The sequence below is a fragment of the Halorubrum gandharaense genome (genome assembly GCF_054654575.1).
In genome coordinates this window covers 1,217,318-1,230,650 of record NZ_BAAIET010000002.1, presented here as the reverse complement: position 1 = coordinate 1,230,650, position 13,333 = coordinate 1,217,318, and the positions used below count along the sequence as shown (strand labels likewise).

Annotated in this window: 16 protein-coding genes; 8 read left to right on the top strand and 8 right to left on the bottom strand. The window is 68.6% G+C overall.

The window, feature by feature from the left end:
* Positions 1 to 30 precede the first annotated feature (30 nt).
* The 3 genes from ACYQ07_RS15240 to ACYQ07_RS15230 all read right to left on the bottom strand — a co-directional run bounded on the left by ACYQ07_RS15240 (position 31) and on the right by ACYQ07_RS15230 (position 1,861).
* Positions 31 to 309, bottom strand: a complete 279-nt coding sequence (locus ACYQ07_RS15240) for a DUF7521 family protein (RefSeq protein WP_459883069.1) — start codon at positions 307 to 309, stop codon at positions 31 to 33.
* Positions 306 to 683, bottom strand: a complete 378-nt coding sequence (locus ACYQ07_RS15235) for a helix-turn-helix domain-containing protein (RefSeq protein WP_459883006.1) — start codon at positions 681 to 683, stop codon at positions 306 to 308. The genes ACYQ07_RS15240 and ACYQ07_RS15235 overlap by 4 nt, the downstream gene beginning before the upstream one ends.
* 80 nt (positions 684 to 763) lie before the next feature.
* Entirely contained in the window at positions 764 to 1,861 is a 1,098-nt protein-coding gene (locus tag ACYQ07_RS15230) for an AIR synthase family protein (RefSeq protein WP_459883005.1), read from the bottom strand.
* A gap of 116 nt (positions 1,862 to 1,977) precedes the next feature.
* On the opposite strand from ACYQ07_RS15230, the gene ACYQ07_RS15225 reads away from it, so the two are divergent.
* Genes ACYQ07_RS15225 through ACYQ07_RS15215 form a run of 3 tightly spaced genes read left to right on the top strand, consistent with a single transcriptional unit; the run spans position 1,978 to position 4,765 of the window.
* On the top strand, positions 1,978 to 3,126 hold the full coding sequence (locus tag ACYQ07_RS15225) for a DUF4013 domain-containing protein (protein WP_459883004.1): 1,149 nt from the start codon (positions 1,978 to 1,980) through the stop codon (positions 3,124 to 3,126).
* Between the two features lie 60 nt (positions 3,127 to 3,186).
* Positions 3,187 to 4,254, top strand: a complete 1,068-nt coding sequence (locus ACYQ07_RS15220; protein ID WP_459883002.1) for an mRNA surveillance protein pelota — start codon at positions 3,187 to 3,189, stop codon at positions 4,252 to 4,254.
* Positions 4,255 to 4,264: 10 nt separating this feature from the next.
* Positions 4,265 to 4,765, top strand: a complete 501-nt coding sequence (locus tag ACYQ07_RS15215) for a DUF8215 family protein (protein WP_459883001.1) — start codon at positions 4,265 to 4,267, stop codon at positions 4,763 to 4,765.
* 140 nt (positions 4,766 to 4,905) lie between these two features.
* Here the strand turns inward: ACYQ07_RS15215 and ACYQ07_RS15210 are convergent, their stop codons facing one another.
* The 5 genes from ACYQ07_RS15210 to ACYQ07_RS15190 form a co-directional block, all read right to left on the bottom strand.
* Positions 4,906 to 5,133, bottom strand: a complete 228-nt coding sequence (locus tag ACYQ07_RS15210) for a hypothetical protein (protein ID WP_459883000.1) — start codon at positions 5,131 to 5,133, stop codon at positions 4,906 to 4,908.
* Between the two features lie 87 nt (positions 5,134 to 5,220).
* The gene (locus ACYQ07_RS15205; RefSeq protein WP_459882999.1) at positions 5,221 to 6,219 is read right to left on the bottom strand and encodes an ornithine cyclodeaminase family protein; all 999 of its coding nucleotides are present in this window, start codon (positions 6,217 to 6,219) and stop codon (positions 5,221 to 5,223) included.
* An 87-nt stretch (positions 6,220 to 6,306) separates the two neighbouring features.
* On the bottom strand, positions 6,307 to 6,543 hold the full coding sequence (locus tag ACYQ07_RS15200; protein ID WP_459882998.1) for a DUF8015 family protein: 237 nt from the start codon (positions 6,541 to 6,543) through the stop codon (positions 6,307 to 6,309).
* 429 nt (positions 6,544 to 6,972) lie between these two features.
* Positions 6,973 to 7,392, bottom strand: coding sequence for a DUF3054 domain-containing protein (locus ACYQ07_RS15195; RefSeq protein ID WP_459882997.1), 420 nt, complete (start codon positions 7,390 to 7,392; stop codon positions 6,973 to 6,975).
* 75 nt (positions 7,393 to 7,467) lie between these two features.
* Positions 7,468 to 8,058, bottom strand: coding sequence for a class I SAM-dependent methyltransferase (locus ACYQ07_RS15190; RefSeq protein WP_459882995.1), 591 nt, complete (start codon positions 8,056 to 8,058; stop codon positions 7,468 to 7,470).
* Between the two features lie 53 nt (positions 8,059 to 8,111).
* On the opposite strand from ACYQ07_RS15190, the gene ACYQ07_RS15185 reads away from it, so the two are divergent.
* The 5 genes from ACYQ07_RS15185 to ACYQ07_RS15165 all read left to right on the top strand — a co-directional run bounded on the left by ACYQ07_RS15185 (position 8,112) and on the right by ACYQ07_RS15165 (position 13,327).
* Positions 8,112 to 8,801 (top strand): GNAT family N-acetyltransferase, encoded by a 690-nt coding sequence (locus tag ACYQ07_RS15185; protein WP_459882993.1) that lies wholly within the window; start codon positions 8,112 to 8,114, stop codon positions 8,799 to 8,801.
* Positions 8,802 to 8,828: 27 nt separating this feature from the next.
* The gene (fen, locus tag ACYQ07_RS15180; RefSeq protein WP_459882991.1) at positions 8,829 to 9,806 is read left to right on the top strand and encodes a flap endonuclease-1; all 978 of its coding nucleotides are present in this window, start codon (positions 8,829 to 8,831) and stop codon (positions 9,804 to 9,806) included.
* 74 nt (positions 9,807 to 9,880) lie between these two features.
* Complete coding sequence (locus ACYQ07_RS15175; RefSeq protein ID WP_459882989.1) at positions 9,881 to 10,609, top strand: fumarylacetoacetate hydrolase family protein; 729 nt, start codon at positions 9,881 to 9,883, stop codon at positions 10,607 to 10,609.
* Positions 10,610 to 11,120: 511 nt separating this feature from the next.
* Positions 11,121 to 11,573, top strand: coding sequence for a response regulator (locus ACYQ07_RS15170; protein ID WP_459882988.1), 453 nt, complete (start codon positions 11,121 to 11,123; stop codon positions 11,571 to 11,573).
* Positions 11,573 to 13,327: a bacterio-opsin activator domain-containing protein gene (locus tag ACYQ07_RS15165; RefSeq protein WP_459882986.1), complete on the top strand. Its 1,755-nt coding sequence runs from the start codon at positions 11,573 to 11,575 to the stop codon at positions 13,325 to 13,327. Before ACYQ07_RS15170 ends, ACYQ07_RS15165 begins: the two co-directional genes overlap by 1 nt.
* The last annotated feature ends 6 nt before the right edge of the window (positions 13,328 to 13,333 follow it).

The window sequence follows — 13,333 nt, the reverse complement described above, 5'->3', positions numbered from 1 at the left end:
GCGAGGCCGAAGACGTACAGACGTTTGGCTCTATTCCACGTACAGCGAGTAGACGATGACGGCGAACCCGATCGCCGTGAGCACGCTGTTGATCGCGATGCCCACCTCGAAGCCGGCGTCGATCAGCTGGTCGGAGATCCCGCCGAGCACGGCGCCGGCGGTGACGATCCCGAAGCCGATCCCCAGCGCCCGTAACGAGGGGTCGCCGGTGCGTCTGAACGCGCGGAGCGCGTAGTAGGTGATGCTCCCACCCAGAAGCAGGATGGCGGTCTTCGCGACGATGATGATGAGGTCCACGTACATGTTCAGGTTTCCTCCCGGAGTTCCGACCACAGCTCCGCCAGCCGCTCGTCCCGCGACCGGTCCGGACGGCTGAACTCGACGACGAGATCCCCGTCTTCGCCGACGGAGACGGTGACGTCGTCGAACGCCACCGAGTACCGCGTCGTGTGCTGGCCGTCGCGGCGTATCTCGGTCGACTCCTCGAGCAGGGAGGCGTCGGTCAGTTTCTCCAGTTTCCGATACGTCGTCGACAGGGGCACGTCACATTCCTCGGAGAGCTCACTCGCCGTTTTCGGCTCGGTGAGCGCGGCGATGAACCGCTGGGACGCGTCGTCGGCGAGCGCCTCCAACACGTCGCTGGGCGCCGGCGGCTCCTCGTCACGTGACGGCTCCCGCACCATGATGAGGGCTTCGTGTTCCGCATCTTAAAGGGCCGCGATCCGGCCGTGGGCCGGGGCCCCACCCAGCGGCCCGCATGCGCTTACTCGCTGCCCGACAGCTCGGCGTAAACGCCCCACGACGCGTCTCCGTCAGGTGGCGACGTCTCCTCGCCGTCGATCGCGACGCCCGTCCCCTCGTGGACCTCGCCAACCTGCGCGGCGGGAGTCCCCCGATTCCGGAGTCGCTCGACGACGGCATCGGCCGCATCCGGGGCGACGGACACGAGGAGCGTCCCGGAGGTGGTCGCCGTCCACGGGTCCATTTCGAGCGCCTCACAGACGGGCCCGACGCCGGCTGCCCGCGGCACCGCCGACCGCTCGACCTCGAATCGGACGCCGGAGGCACCCGCCGTCTCGTGGAAGGCGCCCAGCAAGCCGCCCTCGGTCGCGTCGTGCATCGCGTGGACGGCGCTCGTGCCGTCGTCTACCGGGTCCGCGTGCTCCTCGCCAACCTCGTGTCCCGCGTGCTCCTCGCCGACCGTGGCGACCGCGAGCGCGTCCTCGACGAGCTGTACGTCGTCGAGGCGTTCGGCAGCGGTTGCCACCGTCTCCGCGTCGAGGCCTCTGGCGGCGAGGGCGTCGGGGTACAGGGAGGCGAACAACCCGGTCGCCTCCACGGCCGGCCCGCGCGTCACCACGAGTTTGTCGCCCGGTTGCGCGCCGTCGGGGCGGACGATCCGGTCCGGGTCCCCGACGCCGAGCACGGTGGCGGCACCGACCCACGGGAGGCTCGCGCCGGGATAGCGGGCCGTATGGCCGGTGACGACCGCGACACCGAGGCGGTTGCACTCGGCGTGTATCCCCGTCCAGAACTCCCCGAACGTCCCGTCGTCCACGTCGGTCGGCAGCGAGAAGGCGATAGAGAGGTGTGAGGGCGCGATCCCCGACACGGCCACGTCCGAGAGCGCGATGTGGAGGGCGAACCGGCCGGCCCGGGCGGCGCCCAACTCGGGGAGCATGGAGATGGGGTCGGTCGCTACAACGGTCGCGTAGTCGCCTCTTTCCGCGGCATCTCCCTGTCTGATCACGCCGAAGTCGCAGCCGTGCGCCGGCCCGAGCGTCACGTCGTCGCGCTCGGCGCCGAGATTCGGCCGGATCCGCTCCTCGAAGAACCGCCGCCCGATCTTGCCGTTCGTCATGGTCGGTCGTCGTGGCGCCCCACCTAAGTCGTCGCGGTCCGGGGAGCGTCCCGGTGGCGATTCGATTCGGGCCGTCCCCGCAACCATTTATGGTACCCGCGGGTGAGGTCCACTGTATGCTTCAGGGCGCGCTCACGACGCCGACACGAACTGACGACGCCGCCGGCGTGGTCGTCGTGGGGTTCGTGCTCACTCTGCTGTCGTGGACGCTGACGCCGACGTGGGTGCTGGCAACCATTGCTGACCTCCGGTTTCTGATCGTTGCCCCACTTGCGCTCGCGCCCCTCCTCCTGACACGGGGGTACTACGTCTCCGTGGTCGCCGATGCCGTCAGAACTGGCAACGAAGCGGGGGCTCCCTCCTTCGTGCGGTGGGGCCGGCTCTATCGGGACGGTGTCGCGTCACTGGTTCTGTCGGCAGTCCTCCTTGCGCCGCTGGCGGCGGTTCTCACGCTCGGATTCGCCGCGCTCTCGTTTCTCCGATCCGGTGCCGTCGAGCCCGCCGCGGTGGTGCCGGACGCCGTCCTCGCCGACGGCATCTCGGCGGGCGCAGTGACGGAGGCGACCGTCGCCGTCGTCGCCGCCTTCCTGGTGGTGTTCGTGGCCGGCTACCTCGTGGCGTTCGCCGTCCTGCGGCCCGCCGCACTCGCCCGGTTTGCGGCATCCGGTCGGCTCCGGGAAGGGCTGCGACCGGGTGCAGTTTTCCGCACCGCCTTCACCGGCGACTACGTCGCCGGCTGGACGCTGGCGATGGTCGTGCTGCTTGCGGGGTACGTGGTCGCCGCGCCGTTCCTGGGACTGTTCGTCGGCGTCGCCATCGTGTTCGTCGTCCGGCTCGTCGTCCACTCGCTGTACGGGCGGGCGGCGGCGACCGCCCTCGGCGGATCCTCCGGGGACGCCCCATCTCCCGCGGACGACCGCGCCACCCATGACGAGAAACCCCCTGAAACCAGGGCGACGGCGACCGTCAGCGGAACGCCACCAGCCGAGACTGACGCCGAGCACCCCGCGGCACCGCCGGAGGTACCCCCGGACGTCCAGACCGGTCGCTCCGTGGCACTCCGGGGGTCGGACATCCTGCCGCCGAACGCAGTGGCGGCGGCCGACCGCGAGAGTGAGGGGGTGGATGATGCGGACGCCGGCGACGGCGCGGGGAGAGGTGACCCCGATGCTGGCGACGCGATCGGCGGCGACTTCGGCCCCGGCGATGCAGGCGGCGCCGGCGAATCCGGCTTCGACTGGGGCCCCAGGACGGAAGACCGCTAACGCCGAGCATCCTGACGGCGGATGCCAAGAGTTGATAGCCCGCGGGCAGAATGGCCCTCCATGCGCATCGCCGACCGCGGGTACGGGCAGGAGGGCCGGGAACGGCTCACGCTCGTGCCCGAGAACGTCGACGACCTCTGGCACCTCTCTCACGTCCTGGAGCCCGGCGACCTCGTCGAGGGCGACAGCACTCGACGGATCCAGCGCGACGACGACCGCATGCGGGACACCGGCGGCCAGCGCGAGCACATCCACGTCACCCTCGAGGTGGAGTCGGTGGAGTTCGCCCGATTCGCCAACCGCCTGCGCGTCGGCGGCGTCATCGTCGGCTGTTCACGGGAGGACCAGCTCGGCCAGCACCACACGCTCAACGTGGAGGAACACGAGGAGATCACCGTCGAGAAGCACTTCAAGCCGGACCAGACCGAGCGGATCGAGGAGGCGACGGAGGCCGCCGAGAACCCCGACGTGGCGATCGCCACCGTCGAGGAAGGGGCGGCGTACATCCACACGGTTCAACAGTACGGCACCGACGAGTACGCCTCGTTCACGAAGCCGACGGGCAAAGGGGAGTACTCTCGTCCCCGCGAGGAGCTCTTTGCGGAGCTCGGCGAGGCGCTTGCCCACCTCGACGCGGACGCCGTCATCCTCGCGGGTCCCGGCTTCACCAAGCAGGACGCTCGCGACTACATCACCGAAAACTACCGCGACCTCGCCGACCGGATCACGACCGTCGACACGTCGGCCGCCGGCGACCGCGGTGTCCACGAGGTGCTCAAACGTGGCGCCGTCGACGAGGTTCAAAAGGAGACCCGGATCTCCAAGGAGGCGGAGCTAATCGACGAGCTCACCGAGAACATCGCACAGGGAGCGAAAGCCACGTACGGCCCGCAGGACGTGGCCGAGGCCGCCGAGTTCGGCGCCATCGAGACCCTGCTCGTCGTCGACGAGCGCCTCCGCACGGAGCGACAGGGCGAGGGGGACTGGGAGATCGACGTGAACGAGGTGATCGAGTCGGTCGAACGGCAGGGTGGCGACGTGGTCGTCTTCTCCTCGGAGTTCGCGCCCGGCGAACAGCTCTCGAACCTCGGCGGCATCGCCGCCATCCTCCGCTACAGACTCCAGTGAGGTCCCGGAGATGACCGACGACACCCCGAGTGAACCCCGCGGGTACGACGAGTCGCACTACTCGACCACGAAGGAGGGGATCGCCTACTGGGTCGAGCGCGTGTTCTACGCCGGCATCGAGATCACGATCCTGTCGACGCCCGCGTTCGTCCCCGTGGTGCTGTTTCAGTTCCTCTACCCCGACGCGGTGCCGCTTGCCGGGCTCGCGGCGATCGGCATCGGCTCCATCGCGCTCGCCGCCTTCCGTGACGGCGTCGTCGATGTGGGCACGTGGCCCCGGCTCGGCGAGTTCTCCAGCGTCCCGCTTCGGCTCGTGCACTTCACGACGGTGTTTCTGGCGGCGACCTTCGGCGTCGCGGCGACCGCCCACGCGCTGTTCGACGGGCTCGTGACCTTCGTCGTCGCGCTCGTCGCCGGCGCTGTCGTCCAGACGCTCGGCCTCGCGGTGTTTCCCCGCATCTACCGTGCGGTGTACGGCGAGCCGGCGCTGCATCCGAGCGAACGGGTGTAGGCGGTCCCCGCTTCGACCGCAGCACCGAAATCACGGGCGGTGGTCGCTGGCGGACGCTTAAAAGGAAACCCGGGCCCCATGCGCGGCCTCCGTACGCCGCGTCGTCGTCGCCGTTGTTCTCCTCACTCCTCGTTTTCCCCTTACTGCGTCTCGGGAACCGCGAAGCTGCCGCCGGCAGCGATCGCCGACGCGGCGATGATCGCGGCGCTAAGCACCACGAAGCCGTCGTCGGGGTTGAGTCCGCCGATGGCTGCCGCCACGTCCACGATGAAGACGGTGACGAACAGGCTCAGAATGGCGAACACCAGCATGACGACCGCTGCGATCAGAGAACTAGCAAGCGTCCCGAAGGCGTCGAGTACTCCCATTGTGCTCATCCAGTCGCTCGGCGGTGGGAAAAAGCCCCGTGGACCGAACATCGGCCCTTTGAGCGGACGCAATCCCGACGAGCCGAACTACTCCCCAGTGAGCGCCTCGCTGGCGGGCGAGAGGTCGATCGTCGTCCCCCGGCCGCGCTCGGCGGCGCGCTCGTACAGCATGTACGCGGCTGCAGCCGTCTCGATGCCGGTCCCACCGGAGTCGAAGACGGTTACCTCGTCATCGGCCGTGCGACCGGGATGCTCGCCGGCAACGACCTCGCCGAGCTCGGCGGCGACGTGGTCCTCGTCGATCAGCCCGGCCTCCAGCGCGGCGATGAAGGAGCCGGCGTCTTTGGTCGCACGATCACGGAGGTCGGGCACGTAGGTGGCGCGTGCGACGAGCTCGGGCGGGAGCTCGTTCTTCTTCGGGTGGTACTGCCCCATCGCCGTGACGTGGGTCCCCGGCTCCACGTCGGCGTCGTCGATCACGGGGTCGCTGGCGGTCGTCGCGGTGATCACCACGTCGGCGCCGTCGAGGGCCTCACTCGCGCTCTCAGTTGCCCGTACGTCGGCGTCGAGCAGGTCGTCGAACTCCGCGGCGAACGTTTCCCGGCTCTCCGGCGTCGGCGAGAAGACGCGGACGGCCTCGAACTCGCGGACGGTGGCAGTCGTCTTGAGCTGGCCGCGCGCCTGTGACCCCGCGCCGATGACGGCGATCTCCGTCGCGACCTCCCGGGCGAGCGCGTCGACGGCGACGGCTCCCGCCGCGCCGGTTTTAAAGGGGTTCATCGACGCGCCGTCGACCAACGCGAGCGGTTCGCCGGAGTCGGCGTCGAACAGCGGCGTCATGAACCAGGCGTCGCCGGCGCCGAAGCCGGCGCTGTACATGTACCCGCCCATGGCGCCGGTTTCGGGAAGAACGGCGGCGTACGACGTGAACATTCCCGGCGGGTCGTCGTTGAACAGCTTGGTGCGTGGCTCGGCGGCGGCGCCCTCACCGCGCTGGCGATAGGCGTCGCGCACGGCGTCGACGTACTCGGCGGGCGTCGCGAGGTCGTCGACCTCGTCGCTGGACAGGAACAGAGCGTCGGTCATACGTCACCGTACGGGGGCAGGAACTAAACGGTGCAGGAACGGGCAGTCCGCGAAACGTGGCTGTACGTCGACAACCAGCCGGCGTCCTCAGTCGGAGGCACCCGGTGCGGGCGAGGAGGTGCCGCCGGAGCCCGCGGTCGCCGCGGAGGGGGAGTCGGTGACCGGGCCCCTGACGAACATCGCGTGGCCCATCAGGGCCGCTGCGACGCCCGCGCCGACGGGGAGCGCTACGACCAGTGACAGCCCGACCAGATTCAGGAACGCGGTGATTCCGATCAGGGCGGCCGGGATGAGCCCGAGCACGTAGTCGTAGTATCCAGTCATAATTCATCACATACTATGGGTGATTGTGTTATAATTCTTTCCCATACCCACTTCGTTACGACGGCACGATTCACACAAATGCTACTAATAAGTTATGAATGGATATCCGAAGAAGGAAGGATAAACAGCTGCTCTCCGAGCAGTTCGGAATTCACTGCTTCCGTGACCACGTGGTAATACGGCGTCCCTCGGATCCATACGATCGCCCGAGGGGTTGTATCTCTCCTATTTAAATCCGACCTCCGACGTGGGTGGGGAGAGCCGTCGGAGCGCTCGCCGGCGCCAGTTCGCGGTCACGGCCACACTGCTCGCCATGTTCCGGGACAAACGAGTCCGCGAGGCGTGGCTTCCCGTCGAACGCGCTTAAAAAGAATCCCGCTCGTCATAGCGCGCCAATCCCGCCGAGCGCGGCGGGACTCGCGAGGTCGGCTAACGCAGTTTAAAGTAGAGGGCGCGCCAGCCGCCGAGCGCGACCATCCCGAGCACGACCATGATGACGATGAAGACGGGGGCGGCGCCGCCCGTGAACACGAACGCGCGGAGCAGCAGGCCGATCGCCACGGCGGGGATCCACGACCGGATCACCAGCGGGACCGACGCCTTCGCCGATTCGACGGCGCCCGGCGAGTACGCGCCGACGAGCGGCGCGGTGAGCACCCAGCCGATCAGGAACGGCGCGTACAGCTCCGGGAGGTACAGCGGGTTGTTCGTGACGTAGGTCAGGAAACTTCCGGGGATGTGGTTCATCGACCCCACGGTCAACAGCAGCATGATCGCCAGCACGTCGCCGACCGCAAGCGGCGCGGCCGCCCGGTCGATGCGTCGTTCCAGGAACGCCTGCAGGTTCATGGTCTCCCTTCGGAGCCGCCCCCACTTTGTACGTGCGGATCCGCTGCGAGAGTCCGGCGGACACCAATCCCGGGCTCAACCCTCCGCAAAACCGGGCTTTACGCCGGCAACGACGTAGGTGAACCCCCTGTCGACCACAACGGGGCGGAGCCCGGCGTCCGCCATCGCGTCCGCGAGCCGGTCCGGAGTGAGGAACGCCGACTGCATGCCGATCGCGTGCTCGGCGAGTTCGAGCGCGCGGCCGAGCGGATGTTCCGGATCGAACTCCGCGACGACGAGCGCGCCGCCGGGCGCGAGCACTCGCGCAGCCTCCCGAAGCGCCCCCTCGCGGTCCGGGAGGTGGTGCAACGCGTCGACGATTAGCAGCGCGTCCGCGGCCTCGTCGCGGACGGGGAGGCGGCCGGCGTCACCCGCCAACGCCGCCAGCCCTCGCTCGTGACGAGCCCGACGGAGCATTCCCGAGGAGATATCGACGACGACGCGCTCTGGGCCCGTCAGTGAGGCTGCCGCCCGCCCGGAGCCACCACCGATGTCGAGCAGCATCTCGATGGGGCGCTCGGCGTGTTCCAATCCGGCGGCCAGGCGCTCGCCGTCCGCCGGCGGCATCACGAGGTCGTACAGCGGTGCGAGACGGTTGAAAAACTGAACGTCGCCGACGCCGTGCATGTGGGCAGTTGTCGTGCGACACCCTTTAAGGGTCGGTCGGCGTCGGAGACGGTATGGAGTTCGCGCTGCTCGGGTTCCCCGAAGACGAGCCGACGCTCCGGCTCGACTATCGCGCGTTTGCGTACGCCGGGAAGTTCGTCGTCGGCGCCACCGGAAAGGCGGTGTGGCGGACTGCGGGTGGCTCGCCGGCCGCTCCCGAGTGGGAGCCCGACGACCCGCTCCCCGACAGCGTCGACCCGGGCGCCTTCGATGATGACGTGCTCGCAGCGGTCTCCTTCTCGACGGACCGGACGAACTCGGCCGTCTGTCGGCTCCGGTACGTGACCGTCCACAGGGGTCGTCGTGGAGGGGGGCTCGGACCCGCACTCGTCCGGCGGACGGTCGACGCGCTCGCCGAGGGTGTGGCTGGCGGAGGTTCGACTGGCGGGAGTGCGACTGGCGAGGGTGCGACTGGCGAGGAGCCCCGCGCTTGCTTCGACACGGTCCGAATCGCGGTGAACAACCCGTTCGCGTACGAGGCGCTTTATAAGGCCGGCTTCGCGTTCACGGGCCGGGAGACGGGGATCGCCGAGCTGGTGCTCGACCGACCCGTGGAGGGTCCGGCTCCGGACCATGATGACCGCGACCGGTATCAGGCCGGGTTGGACCAGTATCGCGCCCGCGACCTCGGCGACCCGGAGGCGTCGTTTCTCGCCGACCGCGAGGGTGCCGACCCGCCCGCGTTCGCGGAATCGCACCTTTAAGAGACACGGGGCACCTAGTGAGTGACAATGGGAAACGCAGACCTCCGCGACCTCGCGAGCATCCGCGAGGTCCCGTTCGGCGAGCTGGAGGGGAGCGTCGTCGCCGTCGACGCCCACAACTGGCTGTACCGCTACCTCACCACGACGGTGAAGTGGACGAGCGACCACAAGTACACGACCGACGACGGCACGGAGGTAGCGAACCTGATCGGCGTCGTCCAGGGACTGCCCAAGTTCTTCGAGCACGACCTGATCCCGGTGATGGTGTTCGACGGCGCCGTCACCGACCTCAAAGCCGACGAGGTGGCCGAGCGCCGCGAACAGCGTGAGAAGGCCGAAAAGCGGCAGGCCGCCGCCGAGGAGCGCGGCGACGCCGTCGAGGCCGCCCGGCTGGAGGCGCGCACCCAGCGGCTCACCGACACCATTCAGGAGACCACGCGCGAACTGCTCTCCCTGCTCGACGTGCCGATCGTCGAGGCGCCCGCCGAGGGGGAGGCGCAGTGTGCCCACATGGCCGCGACGGGAACCGCCGACTACGCCGGCAGCGAGGACTACGACACGCTGCTGTTCGGCGCCCCCTACACCCTCAGACAGCTCACTAGCAAGGGTGACCCGGAGCTGATGGACCTCGACGCCACGCTCGACGACCTCGAACTCGACCGCCAGGGGCTCGTCGACGTGGCGATGCTGTGTGGCACCGACTTCAACGAGGGCGTCCGAGGCATCGGCCCCAAAACCGCCGTCAAGGAGGTGAAGGCGCACGGCGACCTCTGGGCCGTGCTCGAGGCACACGACGCCGAGATCCCCAACGCCGAGGCCGTGCGGACCCTCTTTTTCGACCCGCCGGTGACCGATGTCGCCGTCGACACGACCGTGAACCCGGACGTGGAGGCCGCCCGCGCGTACGTCGTCGACGAGTGGGGCGTCGACCCGGACGAGGTCGAGCGCGGCTTCGAGCGGATTCAGGAGTCGCAGGTCCAAACCGGCCTGGACCGGTGGACCTGAACGGCGGCAGCAGTGGGGACGGAACGGTTGCCGGCGACCGAACCCCTATTGTGGGTCGGCAAGCACGTCGCCGTATGCGACTCGCGCGACTGCTGACGCCGGAGGGACCGGTGTCGGGACGATACGAGGACGGGACGATCGTGGCCGACGACGGCGTGTACGAGGTCGGAAGGGACGGGCGGCTGCTCCCGCCGTGTGAGCCCAGCGCGCTCTACTGCGTGGGCCGCAACTACGCGGAGACGCTGGACCAGATGGAGTACGAGCGCCCCGAGGAACCCGACTTCTTCATCAAGCCGCCGGCGAGCCTCCTGGCGCACCGACAGTCGATTCGCTATCCGAACTGGACCGACGAGCTCACGTACGCCGGCGAGCTCGTGGCGGTGATCGACGAGCGGTGCCGGAACCTCGACCCCGCCGAGGTGCCCGGAGTGGTTCGCGGCTACACGATCCTCAACGACGTGGACGCGCTGGACCAGCAAGGCCGAACCGCCCGAAAGGCGTTCGACGGCTCCGCGCCGCTCGGTCCGTGGATCGAGACGGACGTCGACCCGACGGCGCTCGACGTGAAGACGACTGTCGGCGGGGAGCTGCGACAGGACGCCAACACGGAGCTGATGCTGTTCGACCCGTTCGAGGTCGTGGCGTACCTCTCCGAGCGATTCACGCTTCGTCCGGGCGACTGCGTCGCCTTCGGGAGCCCGGCGAACCCCGGGCTGGTCGAGCCGGGCGAGCCCGTGGAGATCTCCTACGAGGGCGTCGGCACGCTACGGAATCAGGTCGTGGCTCCCAACGAGACGAAGTAGGAAACGGGAACGGTCCCGGAACTGAGTCCGGCGAAGGAACGGACTTCCGGGGGTCACCGATACGTGGGACCGTCCCCCTCCGGCTCGGGTGCGTCGATCGCGGCATTCCACGTCGCGTCGCGCGTCGATCGCGGCATTCCACGCCATGTCGCGCCCGAGTCGTCCTCACCGGGCAACAACCAGTAACGGCCACGGCCACTTGTCAAGCGTCCCTAAACACCTTGGCTCCGCTGCCACTCCCGTCGCGGGTCCCCTCTTCCGGTCGTACACCGGTCGCGTATGCGCGTGTACTTCACCGACTTCACCGTCACGCTCCGCGGAAGCGCACGGGGCCACTGTCCTTCTCCCGGTCAGTTGGACACGCGAGCGCGGGAGAACGCCGGCAAGCGCCGCCAGGCGCCGGCGAGCGCCGGCGAACTCGGGGCGGTTTCGAACGCCCACTCGGGTTCTCGAATGTTCCCATTGAGGAGTCAACGTTTTATCCCTCGGTCCCAGTTAGCTTGCAGGAACGATGAATGAACAATGGGACGGAGAGCCGGTAGACATCCTGCTGATCGAGGACAATCCCGGCGACGTTCGTCTCACCCGCGAGGCGTTCACGAAGGCACGGATCAGCAATGAACTTCACGTTGCGCGTGACGGCGAGGAAGCACTCGACTTCCTACACCAGCGCGGGGAGCACGAGGACGCACCCCGGCCCCGGCTCATCCTGCTCGATTTGAACCTCCCGAAGCGGGATGGTGACGAGGTGTTAGCGGAGATCAAAGCCGACGAGGACCTTCGTTCGATTCCCGTGACGGTGTTGACGAGCTCGGCGGCCGAGGAGGACATCGCCCGTAGCTACGAGCTGCACACCAACGCCTACCTCACGAAGCCCATCGACCCCGACGAGTTCGTCGATGTCGTGCGCTCATTCGAGGAGTTCTGGTTCACGCTGGTCCAGCTCCCACCACAGGAGGGCTGATGACGAACCCCGACTCCCCACGGGTCCTCCTCATCGAGGACAATCCCGGCGACGCTCGCTACATCGAGGAGCTGCTCTCCGAGGCCACCGAGGTCTCCCGTCGGATCGTGCCGGCGGGCGACGGCGGTGTTCCCGCGGCCGGCGAGAGCGCTGCGACAAGCCGCGCCCGAGGCGGGGGCGCCGACGCGAACGCCGCGCCACCAGCGGACGACGGCGTCTCCATGACCCACGAATCGAGGCTCGCTGCGGGCATCGACCGGCTTACTGCGGAGTCGTTCGACGCGGTGTTGCTCGATCTGCACCTCCCGGACAGCACGGGGTTGGAGACGCTTTCACGGGTTAACGAGGAGGACCCCGACACGCCTATTGTTGTCCTCACCGGCGTCAGCGACCGTGAGACGGGTATCGACGCCCTCCGTCGTGGCGCCGAGGAGTATCTCGTGAAAGACGAGATCAACGCCGACGTGCTGGTGCGGTCGGTGGCACACGCCGTCGAGCGGAAGGCAAGCGAACGACGGCTCCAGCGCCAGCGGGAGCGGCTCGCGGCGATCAACCACCTCAACCGCGTGGTCCACGGCGTCACCGGCGCCGTCATCGAGCGATCGACGCGCGAGGAGATCGAACGGATCGCCTGCGAGCGGATCGCGGAATCGGCGTCGTACGCGTTCGCGTGGATCGGCGAGCGCGACGCCGCGACCGACGCGGTCCAGGTCCGCGCCGCCGCCAACGCCGGTTCGTACCTCGACGACCTCGAGATCAGCCTCGACCCGGACGACCCGACGAGCCGTGGTCCGACGGGGCGTGCCCTTCTCTCCGGCGAGGTGTGCGCCGTCGACGACATCCGTGAGGATCCCGACTACGAGCCGTGGTCCGACGCGGCCGCTGCGCGCGGCGTTCGCTCGTCCGCCGCCATCCCGATCGTCCACGAAGAGACCATCTACGGCGTGTTGAACGTCTACGCAACCCGTTCGGACGCGTTCCGCGACGAGGAACGAACCGTACTCACACAGCTCGGCGAGGTGATCGGCCACGCGATCGCCGCCGCCGACCGCAAGCGAGCCCTCATGAGCGACAGCGTGGTCGAGCTCGAACTCCGGATCCCGAACGCGCTCGCTGAACTCGGGGCGACCGAGACGCCGGTAGGCACGATGACCCTCGACCGAATCCTCCCGGTAGCCGACGACGAGTACGTGGCATACGTCTCCGTCCCCACCGACGACATCGAGTTCGTCGACCGGGTTCAGGAGGCGGCTCCGAACTGGCGGACGGCCCGTCGGATCGGCGAGGGTGAGCAATCGTCCCGCTTCGAGGTCCGGCTCTCGGAGGCACCGGTCGCCTCGACGCTGGCGGGACTCGGCGGCTCGATCGAGGAGATGGTGATCTCCGACGGGGACGTTCGCGTAACCGCCCATCTCTCCCAGAACGTCGGCGTGCGCCGTGTGGTCGAGGCCGTTCGTGAGACGTTCCCGGACGCCGAGCCCGTCGCACGCCGACAGGTGACGAACGCGGAGACGCCGGTCGACGCGGATGCCGACTCGGTGCTCGCCGAGCTCACCGACCGGCAGCGAACCGTCCTCGAAACGGCGTACTTCTCCGGCTACTTCGAGTGGCCCCGTGAGACCAGCGGCGAGGAGGTCGCCGAGATGCTCGACATCTCCGCGGCGACGTTCTCACAACATCTCCGAACGGCCGAACGGAAGAGCTTCGAGCAGCTCTTGGAGCAAGCGGGAGAATCGCGCGACCCGCCGGCGTGAGCGTCG

Excerpts from the sequence above, each read along its gene's own strand:
- ACYQ07_RS15185 (WP_459882993.1), top strand. The coding sequence starts at position 8,112 with ATGGAGTTCGCGCTGCTCGGGTTCCCCGAAGACGAGCCGACGCTCCGG.
- ACYQ07_RS15210 (WP_459883000.1), bottom strand. The coding sequence starts at position 5,133 with ATGGGAGTACTCGACGCCTTCGGGACGCTTGCTAGTTCTCTGATCGCA.
- ACYQ07_RS15170 (WP_459882988.1), top strand. The coding sequence starts at position 11,121 with ATGAATGAACAATGGGACGGAGAGCCGGTAGACATCCTGCTGATCGAG.
- ACYQ07_RS15165 (WP_459882986.1), top strand. The coding sequence starts at position 11,573 with ATGACGAACCCCGACTCCCCACGGGTCCTCCTCATCGAGGACAATCCC.
- ACYQ07_RS15230 (WP_459883005.1), bottom strand. The coding sequence starts at position 1,861 with ATGACGAACGGCAAGATCGGGCGGCGGTTCTTCGAGGAGCGGATCCGG.
- ACYQ07_RS15215 (WP_459883001.1), top strand. The coding sequence starts at position 4,265 with ATGACCGACGACACCCCGAGTGAACCCCGCGGGTACGACGAGTCGCAC.
- fen (WP_459882991.1), top strand. The coding sequence starts at position 8,829 with ATGGGAAACGCAGACCTCCGCGACCTCGCGAGCATCCGCGAGGTCCCG.
- ACYQ07_RS15205 (WP_459882999.1), bottom strand. The coding sequence starts at position 6,219 with ATGACCGACGCTCTGTTCCTGTCCAGCGACGAGGTCGACGACCTCGCG.
- ACYQ07_RS15220 (WP_459883002.1), top strand. The coding sequence starts at position 3,187 with ATGCGCATCGCCGACCGCGGGTACGGGCAGGAGGGCCGGGAACGGCTC.
- ACYQ07_RS15225 (WP_459883004.1), top strand. The coding sequence starts at position 1,978 with ATGCTTCAGGGCGCGCTCACGACGCCGACACGAACTGACGACGCCGCC.
- ACYQ07_RS15235 (WP_459883006.1), bottom strand. The coding sequence starts at position 683 with ATGGTGCGGGAGCCGTCACGTGACGAGGAGCCGCCGGCGCCCAGCGAC.
- ACYQ07_RS15200 (WP_459882998.1), bottom strand. The coding sequence starts at position 6,543 with ATGACTGGATACTACGACTACGTGCTCGGGCTCATCCCGGCCGCCCTG.
- ACYQ07_RS15175 (WP_459882989.1), top strand. The coding sequence starts at position 9,881 with ATGCGACTCGCGCGACTGCTGACGCCGGAGGGACCGGTGTCGGGACGA.
- ACYQ07_RS15195 (WP_459882997.1), bottom strand. The coding sequence starts at position 7,392 with ATGAACCTGCAGGCGTTCCTGGAACGACGCATCGACCGGGCGGCCGCG.
- ACYQ07_RS15190 (WP_459882995.1), bottom strand. The coding sequence starts at position 8,058 with ATGCACGGCGTCGGCGACGTTCAGTTTTTCAACCGTCTCGCACCGCTG.